The sequence below is a fragment of the Nibrella saemangeumensis genome (genome assembly GCF_039541915.1).
Lineage (GTDB): Bacteria > Bacteroidota > Bacteroidia > Cytophagales > Spirosomataceae > Nibrella > Nibrella saemangeumensis.
Genome location: NZ_BAABHD010000082.1, coordinates 254,786 through 268,765, shown reverse-complemented (window position 1 = coordinate 268,765; position 13,980 = coordinate 254,786). Strand labels below are relative to the sequence as shown.

8 protein-coding genes are annotated in these 13,980 nt (G+C 54.6%); 4 read left to right on the top strand and 4 right to left on the bottom strand.

Annotation, left to right across the window (positions count from 1 at the left end; all coding sequences use genetic code 11):
* Nucleotides 1–261: 261 nt before the first annotated feature.
* Nucleotides 262–642 carry a LytR/AlgR family response regulator transcription factor gene (locus ABD949_RS26175; RefSeq protein WP_345248630.1) on the bottom strand — a complete coding sequence of 127 codons (381 nt, stop codon included), beginning with the start codon at nt 640–642 and terminating at the stop codon, nt 262–264.
* A gap of 42 nt (nt 643–684) precedes the next feature.
* Nucleotides 685–1,008 carry a LytR/AlgR family response regulator transcription factor gene (locus tag ABD949_RS26170; RefSeq protein WP_345248628.1) on the bottom strand — a complete coding sequence of 108 codons (324 nt, stop codon included), beginning with the start codon at nt 1,006–1,008 and terminating at the stop codon, nt 685–687.
* Between the two features lie 501 nt (nt 1,009–1,509).
* Here ABD949_RS26170 and gltB point away from each other — a divergent pair.
* Nucleotides 1,510–6,090 carry a glutamate synthase large subunit gene (gene gltB, locus ABD949_RS26165; RefSeq protein ID WP_345248626.1) on the top strand — a complete coding sequence of 1,527 codons (4,581 nt, stop codon included), beginning with the start codon at nt 1,510–1,512 and terminating at the stop codon, nt 6,088–6,090.
* A 46-nt stretch (nt 6,091–6,136) separates the two neighbouring features.
* Nucleotides 6,137–7,627, top strand: coding sequence for a glutamate synthase subunit beta (locus tag ABD949_RS26160; protein ID WP_345248624.1), 1,491 nt, complete (start codon nt 6,137–6,139; stop codon nt 7,625–7,627).
* 71 nt (nt 7,628–7,698) lie between these two features.
* Here ABD949_RS26160 and ABD949_RS26155 read toward each other — a convergent pair whose 3' ends face one another.
* Nucleotides 7,699–10,341: a DUF7133 domain-containing protein gene (locus ABD949_RS26155; protein WP_345248622.1), complete on the bottom strand. Its 2,643-nt coding sequence runs from the start codon at nt 10,339–10,341 to the stop codon at nt 7,699–7,701.
* A 163-nt stretch (nt 10,342–10,504) separates the two neighbouring features.
* Here ABD949_RS26155 and ABD949_RS26150 point away from each other — a divergent pair, with 163 nt between their 5' ends.
* Together ABD949_RS26150 and ABD949_RS26145 are read left to right on the top strand one after the other, a co-directional pair.
* Entirely contained in the window at nt 10,505–11,467 is a 963-nt protein-coding gene (locus ABD949_RS26150; RefSeq protein WP_345248619.1) for a threonine ammonia-lyase, read from the top strand.
* Nucleotides 11,468–11,596: 129 nt separating this feature from the next.
* Entirely contained in the window at nt 11,597–12,424 is an 828-nt protein-coding gene (locus ABD949_RS26145) for a sterol desaturase family protein (protein ID WP_345248618.1), read from the top strand.
* Between the two features lie 2 nt (nt 12,425–12,426).
* Here ABD949_RS26145 and ABD949_RS26140 read toward each other — a convergent pair whose 3' ends face one another.
* Nucleotides 12,427–13,980 (bottom strand): M20/M25/M40 family metallo-hydrolase, encoded by a 1,554-nt coding sequence (locus ABD949_RS26140; RefSeq protein ID WP_345248616.1) that lies wholly within the window; start codon nt 13,978–13,980, stop codon nt 12,427–12,429.

Genomic DNA, 13,980 nt, shown 5'->3' with positions numbered 1-13,980 from the left:
GGGCAGTGATGTTGAACAGACATGACAGGTAATTCAAGTTTGGCGACTTAAAATTACCGCCCGACTGGGCTTTTCACTTCATATCATTACTTTTTCAGGACTACCTGTAAGTTTACTTACACCATTTGTATTTTTCCACCGGCAGTTAGCAGTTGGCAGAATCAGCGTTTACTTGGGTGTTTTAATTGTGTATTTGGTAAAACCGGACAGTTTTTTGCCATCTAAAGGATACTCTATTTCCGCTCCGAGGGCATTAGCTTATTAAGCAGCAAAGAAATTCAGCAGCGCATCCTTTCGGCTCCGGGCTACGTTTACAGTCGATTGGTCACTCATTACCAGGTACCCGCCGTCGCCTTTAACGTATTTATTGATTTCGTTCAGATTGACCAGGTGGGAATGATGGACGCGGAAAAAGGAATGTTCCTCGAGTAGTTCCTCTATGTCTTTCAGCGTTTTGGAAGCCACTATCTTTGTATTTCCTTTCAGGTAAATAGTGGTATAGTTACTATCTGACTCACAACGGATAATATCGGTTGCCTGCACCAGTTCATAGCCCTCCAGCGTAGAAATAGCAATCTTTTTCAACCCACTCCTGGGCAGAGCGGCATTTCTTAGAAGCATGGCAAGTTGGTCGGCAGACATAGACGGACCGGGGTGATGACTGATTTTACGGACTGCCCTTGTTTACTCTTCTTTATCTATTGGCTTAATAATATAATCTAAGGCACTGAACCGGATAGCGTGGATAACACGCAGGTCATAATCTGTGGTAAAAATAACATGGAAGTCAATCACAGCTAATCTCTGCAACATATCGAAACCACTCATTTGCGGCATAGCTATATCGAGGAATACCAGGTCTGGCTGATGGGTACAAATACCAGTAAGTCCTTCTGCTCCCGAAGAATAGGTGTCAATTATCTGCACCTGGGGACAATAGACTTCGATATGCCACCGAAGCGTAGCAATACAATGCGCTTCATCATCTACAAGGAGTGTACGGATCATTGGTTACGGTGAACTAAGGAGCGAAAATATTGATAACGAGTGATTTAAGGTAGGATAATTACTCATTGCATACAAATCAGTTTGAGCAACCGGTTAATATCAGGGGCTTCGCTGAATACGAGACAGGCTGTCTTTTCTGAAACAAGCCAGGTAGTCGCCCCAGGGAAGTATGTATTTCTATCAAAATGATGAAAGATACGTTATAACTATTAATCTAGTTAACTTAATTCTAACAATTTCGTCATTAAAAATTAGCAAAGAAAAGTCGGCCAATATTGCATTTTTATTCATTAAAACAGAAAGATTAGTAATAAACTCACAATCTTAAGGTACACAAATATTCTTCCGCCGTTTCCTATTTTAACCAAATCTTTTATGTATTATATTGCATGACTTTATCACAAACGCTCCTGAAATGCCGCTTTTATCAAATTTTAATAAGTGGCAATTAATTCTTCGAATTGTTAAATTTTCAATGGCCTAACCAACTTCGTTACGCCCATGGCTGACCAGATTGACCAACGGGGGCATCAGACTACTGACTCCCGGATACCCGCTACTGAGGGCCTTTACCGGTCCGAATTCGAGCACGACGCCTGTGGCATCGGCTTTGTTGCCCATATCAAGGGTCGTAAATCTCACCAGATTGTTGCCGACGGTTTGTCGATGCTCCGGCGCATGGACCACCGCGGGGCCTGTGGCTGCGAACCCAACACCGGTGATGGCGCGGGTATTTTGCTCCAGATCCCCCACGAGTTCTTCGTTGACGAGTGCCGCAAGCTCAATATCGCCCTGCCGCCGGCGCTGGAATACGGCGTGGGTATGGTTTACTTTCCGAAGGAACAACGCTTGCGCGATGAATGCCGGGCGGTTCTGAACCGGAAGATTAAGAAGCTGGGTCTTCAACTGCTGGGTTACCGGGTAGTGCCCGTTGATAACAGTGATCTGGGCGAAGGCTCCCGCTCCTGCGAACCCCAGATGGAGCAGGTATTTATCCGTCGTCCGGCCACTATCACCAACGCTGATGATTTTGAACGAAAATTATACGTACTAAGAAATCACAGCACCCGCATCATCAATGAAACAGTAGCGGGTGTCGACAATTTCTATTTCTCCTCCCTCTCCTGCCGGACCATTACGTATAAAGGTCAGCTTACAACCGGGCAGTTAGAGCATTATTTCCCGGACCTGCAGCACGACGAGGTGGTATCGGCTTTGGCGGTAATTCACTCACGCTTTTCAACTAACACCTTTCCGTCGTGGAAACTGGCGCAACCGTTCCGTTACATTGCCCACAACGGGGAGATTAACACCGTTAAGGGGAATGTTAACTGGATCAAGGCGGCCGAAGCTCTGCTGGAATCGTCGAAGTTCACGAAAGAAGAGCTTGATATGCTGCGGCCGATCTGCGATCATAACCAGTCGGATTCGGCCAACCTGGACAACGCCATCGAATTGCTGGTGATGAGTGGCCGGTCGCTGCCGCACGTAATGATGATGCTGATTCCGGAGGCCTGGGACGGCAACGAACAGATGGACCCCACCCGGCGTGCGTTCTACGAGTACCATGCCGCGCTGATGGAGCCCTGGGACGGTCCGGCATCTATTTCCTTTACCGATGGTCGTATTGTCGGCGCTACCCTCGACCGGAACGGCCTGCGTCCGTCGCGCTTCTGGGTGACTGAAGATGATGTCGTTATTATGGCGTCGGAAGCGGGGGTACTGGACGTCGATCAGTCGAAGGTGGTGAAGAAAGGTCGCCTGCAGCCGGGGAAGATGTTTGTGGTTGACCTGGAGCAGGGCCGCATCATCGCCGACGAAGAATTGAAAGCCGATATCTGCTCGCGTCAGCCGTATCAGGAGTGGCTGGACGAGTATAAAATGAAGATTTCGGGACTGGAAGCTCCGGTGCGTTCCTATAACCGTTACGACGAGAAAACCCTGCTGAAGCGCCAGAAGGCCTTCGGCATGACGTCAGAAGACCTCCGCATGATTCTGGCACCTATGGCCGAAACCGGCAAGGAAGCGCTTGGATCGATGGGTACCGACGTACCGCTGGCCGTTCTGTCGGATCAGAGCCAGCACATGGCCAACTACTTCAAGCAGCTGTTTGCGCAGGTAACCAACCCGCCCATTGACCCCATCCGGGAGCGGTCCATCATGTCGCTGATCTCGTTTGTGGGTGCTACCTACAACCTGCTGAGCGAAACACCCCAGCACTGCCGGCAGGTAGAACTGGACCAGCCGGTGCTAACCATTGAAGAATTTGACAAGCTGCGGTTCATCGACCGGCACCACTTCCAGGCCAAAACGCTGAACACCTACTTCCGGGCCGATGCCGGTGGCGAAGGACTGGAGCGGGCTCTGGAGCGGGTCTGCCGCTACGCCGAAGATGCCATTGAAGACGGCTTCGAAATTATCATTCTCTCTGACCGGGCTATTGACTCCGACCATGCGCCGATTCCGTCACTGCTGGTTACCTCGGCCGTACACCACCACCTGATCCGACAGGGACTACGCGGTAAGGTAGGCATTCTGGTTGAAGCGGGTGATGTGTGGGAAACGCACCACTTTGCTACGCTGATTGGCTACGGCGCGGCTGGTATCAACCCCTACATGGCGTTTGAGACCATCACCCATATGAAGGAGCAGGGCCTGCTGGAGAGCAACTATCCGGTTGAAAAATTATACCAAAACTACGTAAAAGCCGTTAACGGCGAACTGCTCAAGATCTTCTCGAAGATGGGCATCTCAACCCTGCAGTCCTACCAGGGCGCCCAGATATTTGAGTGCCTTGGTCTGAATAAAGACGTTATAGAGCGCTACTTCACCGGTACGGTTTCCCGCATCGGCGGTATGAGCCTTGATGAAATTGCACGGGAGGTAGAGGTTCGTCACCGGGCCGCGTTTCCCGAAAAGCCAATCTCGGCCCAGCGGCTGGAGGTGGGCGGTGTATACCAGTGGAAACAGCGCGGAGAACGTCACCTGTTCAATCCGGATACTATTCACCTGCTGCAGCACTCGACCAAAACGAACGACTATCAGGTATTCAGGAAATACTCGAAGCTGATCGACGACCAGACGCAGAACGCGATGACCCTGCGCGGGCTGCTGAAGTTTAAGAAAGGCACATCAGTGCCGCTTGATGAGGTAGAACCGATCGAATCCATTTTCAAACGGTTTGCCACGGGCGCCATGTCGTTCGGCTCTATATCGTGGGAAGCGCACACGACGCTGGCCATTGCCATGAACCGCATCGGCGGTAAGAGCAACTCCGGTGAAGGCGGTGAAGACGAAATCCGCTACCAGCCCGACGAACACGGCAACAACCTGAGTTCGGCGATCAAGCAGGTGGCCTCCGGCCGCTTCGGGGTAACCAACCATTACCTGACCAATGCAAAGGAACTACAGATCAAAATGGCGCAGGGCGCCAAACCCGGTGAGGGTGGTCAGCTGCCCGGCCATAAGGTAGACGAATGGATCGGCCGCGTCCGGCACTCAACACCGGGTGTGGGTCTGATCTCTCCCCCGCCCCACCACGATATTTATTCGATTGAGGACCTGGCCCAGCTCATCTTCGACCTGAAGAACGCCAACCGGGCCGCCCGGATCAGCGTGAAGCTGGTTTCCGAAGCCGGCGTCGGTACGATTGCCACTGGGGTAGCCAAAGCCCATGCCGACCATATCCTGATTTCGGGACACGATGGCGGTACGGGAGCCTCTCCACTGAGTTCGATCCGTCACGCGGGTCTGCCGTGGGAGCTGGGCCTGGCCGAAACGCACCAGACACTGGTGAAGAACAAACTGCGCGGTCGCGTTACCATTCAGGCCGACGGCCAGATCCGGACCGGTCGCGACCTGGCCATTGCCGCCCTGCTGGGTGCCGAAGAATTTGGCGTAGCCACGGCTGCGCTGGTCGCTACGGGCTGTATCATGATGCGGAAGTGTCACCTGAACACCTGCCCGGTGGGCGTGGCAACGCAGAACAAAGAGCTGCGGGCCCTATTTACCGGTAAGCCGGAATACGTGGTGAACATGTTCACCTTCCTGGCGATGGAACTCCGTGAGATCATGGCCGAACTGGGCTTCCGCACCGTCGATGAGATGGTGGGGCAAGTGCAGATGCTGGAGATGCGCAAAGACATTCAGCACTGGAAGTACAAGAATGTAGATCTGTCGGCGCTGCTGTACAAAGAGCCGGTTAGCCTGGATGTGGCCCTCTACAAGCAGGAGGAGCAGGATCACGGCATCTCGGATATTCTGGATTGGGATTTCCTGTTGCGGGCCAAACCGGCACTGGAAGAAGCCGAACCGGTAAAAGCCGACTATAAGGTTATCAACCTGAACCGTTCGCTGGGTACCATGCTGTCGAACGAAATATCAAAAGTATACGGTGGCCCCGGTCTGCCCGACGGCACTATCCACTTCAAATTCCGCGGAACGGCCGGCCAGAGCTTCGGTGGTTTCAACACCCGCGGTGTCACGCTGGAGCTGGAAGGCGACGCCAACGACTACTTCGGCAAGGGCCTTTGCGGTGCCGAGCTGATCGTGTACCCCGACCGGACGGCTAAGTTCAAGCCGGAAGAAAACAGCATTGTTGGGAACGTGTCCTTCTACGGCGCTACCTCTGGCGAGGCTTTTATCCGCGGTATGGCCGGCGAGCGTTTTGCCGTCCGTAACTCAGGAGCCAAAGTAGTAGTAGAAGGCATCGGCGACCACGGCTGCGAATACATGACCGGTGGTCTGGCAATCATTCTGGGTGAAACGGGCCGGAACTTTGCTGCCGGGATGAGCGGAGGTATCGCTTACGTTTTCGACCCGAACGGTGTGTTCCCGGACCGCTGCAATAGAGAAATGGTTGATCTGGAAACGCTCGATGAAGCCGACCGGCAAACGCTGCGCGAATATATCGGGAAACACCAGCAGTTGACCGGTAGCACCGTAGCCGCCGGCATTCTGGAAAACTGGGCAGAAACAGCCAAACAGTTCGTGAAGGTATTCCCGACCGACTACAAGAAGGCCCTGCTCACCCGCAAAACCGAGCAAGCTGCCGAAACGGTCAGCGTATCCGCTTTACGATAGCGTATTTTGTCAACTGATTTTTCCGAAATTCATACTTAAGAGAACCATGGGAAAGCCCACTGGATTTTTAGAATTCACCCGCGAGTTGCCCAAGAAGCGCGACCCACAGGAGCGGATTCACGATTATAAGGAAATTGAAACGCCGTTTACGGAGGCCGACTCGCAGAAGCAGGCGGCCCGCTGTATGGACTGCGGCACCCCTTTCTGCCACAGCGGCTGTCCGCTCGGCAATATCATTCCGGAATTTAATGATGCCGTTTACGAGCAGAACTGGGCCTATGCCTATGAGATCCTGTCGTCGACCAATAACTTCCCGGAATTTACGGGTCGTATCTGCCCCGCACCCTGCGAATCGTCGTGCGTGCTGGGTATCAACAAACCGCCCGTAGCGATTGAGTTTATTGAAAAGTCGATCATTGAAGCCGCTTTCGCCAAGGGTTTAGTTACTCCCCAGATTCCGCTAAAACGGACGGGTAAAAAAGTAGCCGTTGTCGGTTCCGGGCCGGCGGGTCTGGCTGCTGCGGCCCAACTGAACAAAGCAGGCCATTTGGTTACCGTATTTGAGCGGGCCGACCAGATTGGTGGACTGCTACGCTATGGTATCCCTGATTTTAAGCTGGAGAAATGGGTGATTGACCGCCGGTTGCAGGTGATGGAAGACGAAGGCGTGGTCTTTAAAACAAACACCAACGTCGGCGTAGACATTAAGGATAAAGAGTTGATGGAGCAGTTTGACCTGGTGATGCTCACCGGCGGCTCTACCGTTCCGCGCGACCTGCCGATACCGGGCCGTGAACTGAACGGCGTTCACTTTGCCATGGAGTTCCTGAGCCAGCAGAACAAGCGGGTATCGGAGCTGCCGGTGGAGAAAGATCATCAAGGTGTGAGCTATGCTCAAGGTGATATCTGGGCAACGGGCAAAAACGTGGTCGTCATTGGTGGTGGGGATACCGGCTCCGACTGCGTAGGTACCTCCAACCGTCACGGTGCGGCTACTGTTACCCAGATCGAACTGATGCCGATGCCGCCGAAAGAGCGGGCCGAAAGTACCCCCTGGCCGAACTGGCCCATGATGGTCCGCACCTCGACTTCGCACGAAGAAGGCTGCGACCGGTACTGGTCTATCAACACGAAAGCCTTTATTAGCGACGATAATGGTAACCTGAAGGCATTGCGCATTGTCGATCTGGAATGGAAGAACGTCAACGGCCGGATGCAGATGGTGGAAGTAGCGGGTTCGGAGCGCGATATGCCCTGCGAACTGGCTCTATTGGCGGCCGGCTTCGTATACCCGCAGCACCAGGGTTTGTTGGATGACCTGGGTGTGGAGTACGATGAGCGGGGTAACGTCAAAGCCAGCAACTACCAGACCACCACAAACCCAAAGGTATTTGCCGCCGGCGATATGCGCCGGGGTCAGTCGCTGGTTGTCTGGGCCATCTCGGAAGGCCGCGAGGCCGCCCGCCAGGCCGACATTTACCTGATGGGGGACACGCTGCTGGAAGCCAAAGCCAAGTCGATGTTTGCGACGGTGTAACGTCGAACTATAGATAAATACGAAGCCGCCGGTTGAGAGACCGGCGGCTTTTTTGTTTGTCACAGATTTTGTTATTTCTGCTGAGCCAGGAAGGTAAGCAGGGAGGCAAATTCGTCGTAGGACAGGGCGTTGGCCAGACCGGCGGGCATCATGGAGGTGTCCATTTCTTTCCGACTCACCACGTCCGCTTTCCGGATAGTGTACACCTGCCCGGTAATGTCCCGCATCACCAGCCGGGTAGCCGACTCTTCCGTGATAAATCCGGTATAGCTCTTGTTGCCTTTGGCCGTTACCAGTACCGTTGAAAAACCCTGAGAGATGGATGCATTGGGTTTAAGGATTGACTCTGCAATCTGCTCCCGCGTCATAATGGAGCCAATTTGGCCCATAAAGGGGCCTTTCATCGGCTCATTCTTAGCGAGGCTGTGGCAGGCTACGCAGCCCTGCTGAGTAAAAATTGTTTTGCCCAAGGCTGCTTCGCCCGGAATTTTCGCGATTGCCAGCATCACATCTTCGATGGACGCTTCGCCAACCTGCCCTTTTTTACTCCTGATTTTCTCCAGGTCCACCTTGCGCTCTTCCTGAACAACAACGGGCTCTTCCTGGCCAAACTCAGGAATCTCCAGCCGGAGCCGGCTATTCAGGTCGGTAAAAAACTGCTTATCGTTCGTTTGCTTCCACGTATTGAGCAGCAGGTTTTTGATGGCTAGGGACGATTCCCAGTCAATAGCTTTGTAATACGGACCGTGGGTATCCGGGCGGGTGCTCCACCACCAGGAGGCATCATAGGGTGCTTCCTTTTTGTACAGGCGGGCGAGGGTTACCAGGAGTTGCTTTTTAAGGGCTTCGTCTTTGGCCTGCTTATACGCGTTAATCATGCCATTTACCGCTGCCGGGGTGTGCATGTACCGTAACGCCCACAAGGCCAGGGTGCTGTTTGGCGAGCCTATCGCCTGCACACAGGCATCTACGGCGTTGAGTTTCACCAGCGACTGAACCGCTACGTGGGCCGGCACAATAGCCGCATTGGGTTTGGCATGTGGCCCCTCCGTCCCTTTGGCCGGTGCAGCAAAAGATTCCGGAACTGGCACCTGCAATAGCGCCTGAGCCGCTTCTTTCCGCTCCAGCCGTCCCAGGCCAATCAGGGCCGCTACCTGAACCCTCTCCGATGGGTCTTTGGCTCCAGCCAGGAAAGGCTCCAGCGGTATTTTGTTCACCAGCGGCTTGCGGTCGGCCAGGGCCCGCAAGGCAAACTCCCGCATTTGTGGCTCCTGCGTCAGCTTAACGAGGTTGCCGATACCCGTTTCTCCGGCAGCTTGCGCGTAGGTGAACATACCGGCCACCCGATTGGCCAACGGCAACTTCGTATCGGCTGCCACGTTCCAGGCTGCTTTGGAAGCCTGTTTTACCGGGCGGGTCAGCAGTTCCTGAGAGGCCTGTAAGCGGGCCACGGCACTTCTGGATTTAAGCAGATTGGCTAGTGCCTTAACCGAAGCTTTTTTTACATTGGGAAACTCCTGATAGGCCCAGTTCTGCGGAATGGCGCGCACGACAAATCCTTTGTTAGGGTTACCCATATAGCCGGCCCCGTTCCAGGCTGCCAGATACAACCGGCCTGAGCCGTCGACATCCACATCCGTAATCTGCGGTAGTTTGATAAACTCTTCTTCCTGCTGGGTGAAGCTGGCTTTCTCCGGCGTAACCCGGTGGATGTACAACTGACTTCTCCCCCAATCGGCCATCATCGGGACCTGGTTGTACTTCTGGGGCCAGGTGGGTTCATCCATAAACAAGGAACCCGTACCCGAACCGCCCCCTACATCAACCAGGGCCGGAATAATTTCATCGGTAAAATTCTTAAACAGCACCGGGTAACCGTATTCGCCGGATTGCACCTGATGCGAGAAGCGAATGTTCCACCCGCCCCCATCGTTGGTATTGTCGCGGGTGAATACGTTCATGTAGGGGTCAATGGCGACATCGTAGATGTTGCGCAGGCCGTGGGAAAAGATTTCCATCTCGGTGCCGTCGGGCCGTACCCGCACAATGCCACCGCCCAGCATGGTCAGCTTTTTGCCGGACCGGTCGACGGCATTGTGAAAGCCAAAATCTCCCACCGCAATGTAGATCCAGCCATCGATGCCCATCCGGATGCCGTTAGTCGCGTGGTCTACCCCGCGTTCCTGAATGAACTTCGGGTTACTGATGTGCTGAACGAGGGGCTTAGAGGGTCCATCGGCCACGCCATCCCGGTTTTTATCCTCGAAAACCACCAGGTCCATGCCGGAAGCCTTGCCGGTTTCCGGCGAAAAGATGGCGTGCAGCACAAACAACTGATCGCCTAAAGCAATAATGCCGCGTGGGTTGTTCACCTCGGCAAATACGGTATGCCCGTCTACTTTACCGTCGTTATCGGTATCGACCAGTCTGACAATGCTGCCCAGGTTCGGCTTTTTTCCGAGCGAGCCCTGCTTATCGACGCCCACGTAGATTTCGCCGGTAGCGGCTACTGCCAGGCAGGCCGGGCTGGGTGTCAGGTCCGGACCGGTAAAATAGGTCAGATTAATATCCGCCGGCCATTTAGCGGCTTTTAGCAGCGAATCCGCAGCAGGTTTAAACCGTGGAGGATTCGGTTGCCGGGTGAAGGATTTATCGGTTGGTGTCCAGGCAAGCAGGCAGAAAGCTGCAAGGAGTGTCAGGGAAAACTTTAGCATAGTAGGTGATCGGGATTGCTATAAAAAGCCGGCTAATCAGGCTTTCTAATCGAAAAGAAAAAGTAATTACAACGCTTATCCGGCGGTAGTGTCTGGAATGGGCAACGCCTGCCTTTGGCAACGGCGGCTTTTTTGTAACTTTCGCGGCTCTAAATTACGAACAATGATTACGCTCGACACCATTCAGGAAGCGCACGATCGCATCCGCCCGTATATCCACCGCACACCCGTTCTGACCAACCAGACCATCAACCAACGCGCAGGCGCCGACATTTACTTTAAGCCCGAGAACTTCCAGAAAATAGGGGCGTTTAAAGCGCGTGGTGGGGTCAATGCCGTGCTGCAACTGGCCGCCGACGAACTGCAAAACGGCCGAAGCATCGGACCGGTCATCACTCACTCCTCCGGTAACCACGCGCAGGCCATTGCCTACGCGGCCCGGCAGGTCGGCACGAAAGCGTATATCGTGATGCCCCGTACGGCTCCGCAGGTGAAAAAAGAAGCGGTGCGCGGCTACGGTGCCGAGGTGATTGAATGTGAGCCAACGCTGGAAGCCCGCGAAACGGGGGTTCAGGAGGTGATGGCACGCACCGGTGCCACGCTGATTCACCCGTTTGACGACGACCGGGTGATTGCCGGACAGGCCACAGCCGCCAAAGAACTCATTGAAGATGCCGGGCAGGACAAGCCATTCGACATTATGATGGCTCCCGTTGGCGGTGGCGGTCTGCTGAGCGGTATGGCCTTAGCCACCCACTACCTCTCCCCGACAACCATCGTCATTGCCGGAGAGCCGGAAGGTGCTGCCGATGCCATTCAGTCCTTTCAGTCCGGACGGGTTGAGAAAGCACCGTACATCAACACCATTGCCGACGGTTTGCTCACAACGCTCAGCGAACGGACCCTGGGGTATATCCGGCAGCACGTCACCGACATCCTCACGGTATCTGACCCGGAAATTATTGCGGCCATGCGATTGGTCTGGGAGCGGATGAAAATCATCATCGAGCCGTCCTGCGCCGTGCCATTGGCGGTGGTACTGAAACATCCGGACCGCTTCGCCGGCAAGAAAGTGGGTATTATCCTGACCGGTGGCAATGTCGATTTAGGAAAACTGCCTTTCTAACCAAAACGCATTCAGTTAACTACCCGGCTAAATTTCTTACGCATATAGGATAGGGGTCATCGGACTTTTAGTGGTCTTCAGGGGGGAGCAGGTAAACTGCTCCGAAACACACCACACCATTAGAGTCTTATGAATGTACAGCAGTTGGAGCAGGAACTGCCCCCTATCCTATTGTATGCCGTCCCCATCCTGGTTCTGGCATTACTCATCGAGTGGCTTATTATACGCTTTCACCCGGAGAAAGCGTACGATGCCGACGACTTCCGGGCTTCGCTGGGCATTGGTATCGGCAGCCTGATCATCAATGCCTTTATGAAGTCCTTTATTCTGGCCCTGGGTATCTTCTTTTACGAACTGGTGCCCTGGCGAATGCCCTCCACCTGGTATACCTGGGTGCTTACGCTGGTCATTATCGACTTCTGCAATTACCTGGCTCATTTTACAGCGCACAAACAGCGGGTCTGGTGGGCAACGCACGTGACCCATCACTCCTCGGAACACCTCAACTTATCGACGGCGTTCCGCAACTCCTGGACGCAGCATCTGAAACTCGTGTTTTTTATTCCAGCCTGGCTTACCGGGGCCGACCCGGTGATTGCGTTCTCCTGTTACCAGCTTGATTTGCTGCACCAGTTCTGGATTCATACGGAGGTAATCACAAAGATGCCGCGCTGGTTTGAGTTCATCTTTGTGACGCCCTCGCACCACCGGGTCCACCACGGCAGCAATGATGCCTATCTGGATAAGAACTTTGGTTCCATGTTCATTATCTGGGACCGGCTGTTCGGCACGTTTCAGGAGGAAACCGAGACGCCGAAGTATGGCTTAACCAAACCTGTCGACTCCCAGAACGTGGTCTACCTGAACTTCCACGAATGGCGCGACATCTGGCACGACCTGCGGAAAACCCGGTCACTGAAAGGAGCCATGAAGGTGCTTTTTGGTCCTCCGGTATAGCCCTACTTTACTTCCGGCTGGGTCAGAATGGCCAGCCAGGTCTTTACGCCCTCGACGTAATTGCCCAGCCGGAGGTTTTCGTTGGCCGCGTGCTGGTTGTTGTCCATGTTGACCATCGGGACGCTGATGGAGGGGATGTTCAGCACCCGGATAAATGGCGCAATAGGCACCGAGCCGCCACCGATGCGGATTTTGACCGGCTCCTGCCCAAAGGCCCGCGTCATGGCCGCCGACAGCCAGCGGTCGGGGTAAATACCGAACTCCGTCCGCACCGGCAGCATGGCAATGACGGATTTGACGGAGATTAGCTTCGGGTGTTTCTGCCGCTCCTCATCCGTCGGCTCCCGGTCGAGGATGTGATACCCCTGGCTCCGGATGTGGTTCAGGACGAGGTCGATGAGCCGCTGGGAGTCGGACTCGGGTACGGTGCGGATGTCGATTTCAGCCACGGCTTTATCGGGTACAATGGTATTTGATTTCTCGCCCACGTTGGCGCTGACCAGACCGCGAATGTTGAGCGACGGGTACTGCAACGCTTCCTGGTAGTTCCGGCCTACTTTATCGGGCTGGGCAAAACCCACCTTTTGCCGGATGGCCTCTTCGTTGTCGGGCACGGCAGCCAGAATTTTGCGGGCATTGTCGTCAATGACGATGCCGTCGTAGTAGCCGGGGATAGTGACACGGCCGTCCTCATCCTTCATGGACGACAGCAACTGCGCCATACGCAAGGCCGGATTCGGAGCGTAGTTGCCGTAGTGTCCGCTGTGCTGCGATACGCGGGGGCCATAGGTCGTCAGCGTTAGTTCGGTAATGCCGCGGCAGCCGTAGGAGAGCGTCGGCCGGTTAGACAGGTGTCGGGGACCGTCCATAATCATCAGGAAGTCGGCGGCCAGTTTGTCGCGGTACTGCTGCACAGCGGCCGGCAGATTGGGGGCGCCCATCTCCTCCTCGCTGTCAAGCAGGATTTTCAGGTGGTAACGCTGGCCGATTTTCTCCTTCTGCATCATGTCCAGAGCTGCCAGCATCATGGCAATCGGGCCTTTGTCGTCGGATACGGCGCGGGCGTAGATGCGCCACTCAGGATCATAGCCAGTTTGTAATGCCTGCCAATCCATAGCTTCCCACTGGCCGCTGGCATTTTTGCGCTTCAGCACCGGCTTGTACGGCGACTCCTGCTGCCAGGCCGAGGGCTCCACCGGCTGCCCGTCGAAGTGCATGTAAAACAGCAGCGTTTTCAGCGGACCGGCCGGAGCGGTATCGGCCTTCCGTTCGGCAAAGACCACCGGATGCCCTTTGGTGGGCAAAAACTCCACCGAAAAACCGCGCCGGCTAAAGGCGTTGCGCAGCCAGTCCAGATTCGGCTGAACGTGCTCTTTGACGTACGCGTTGCTGGGCAGGCTGACGAAATCGTACAACTCACCGTAGTAGCTACGGATATGTTTCTGCACGATGGCGTCCAGGGTTGACTGGTTCAGCGGTTGACTGGTTGATTTGGGCTGGGCAATGACGCTGAGCGAGAGGCTGAGCAGTGTTGCGAGTAGTAGTGTTTGTTTCAT

What these genes read in the sequence shown, in the direction of transcription:
- ABD949_RS26175 (WP_345248630.1), bottom strand. Translation starts at nt 642, where the DNA reads ATGTCTGCCGACCAACTTGCCATGCTTCTAAGAAATGCCGCTCTGCCC.
- ABD949_RS26170 (WP_345248628.1), bottom strand. Translation starts at nt 1,008, where the DNA reads ATGATCCGTACACTCCTTGTAGATGATGAAGCGCATTGTATTGCTACG.
- gltB (WP_345248626.1), top strand. Translation starts at nt 1,510, where the DNA reads ATGGCTGACCAGATTGACCAACGGGGGCATCAGACTACTGACTCCCGG.
- ABD949_RS26160 (WP_345248624.1), top strand. Translation starts at nt 6,137, where the DNA reads ATGGGAAAGCCCACTGGATTTTTAGAATTCACCCGCGAGTTGCCCAAG.
- ABD949_RS26155 (WP_345248622.1), bottom strand. Translation starts at nt 10,341, where the DNA reads ATGCTAAAGTTTTCCCTGACACTCCTTGCAGCTTTCTGCCTGCTTGCC.
- ABD949_RS26150 (WP_345248619.1), top strand. Translation starts at nt 10,505, where the DNA reads ATGATTACGCTCGACACCATTCAGGAAGCGCACGATCGCATCCGCCCG.
- ABD949_RS26145 (WP_345248618.1), top strand. Translation starts at nt 11,597, where the DNA reads ATGAATGTACAGCAGTTGGAGCAGGAACTGCCCCCTATCCTATTGTAT.
- ABD949_RS26140 (WP_345248616.1), bottom strand. Translation starts at nt 13,980, where the DNA reads ATGAAACAAACACTACTACTCGCAACACTGCTCAGCCTCTCGCTCAGC.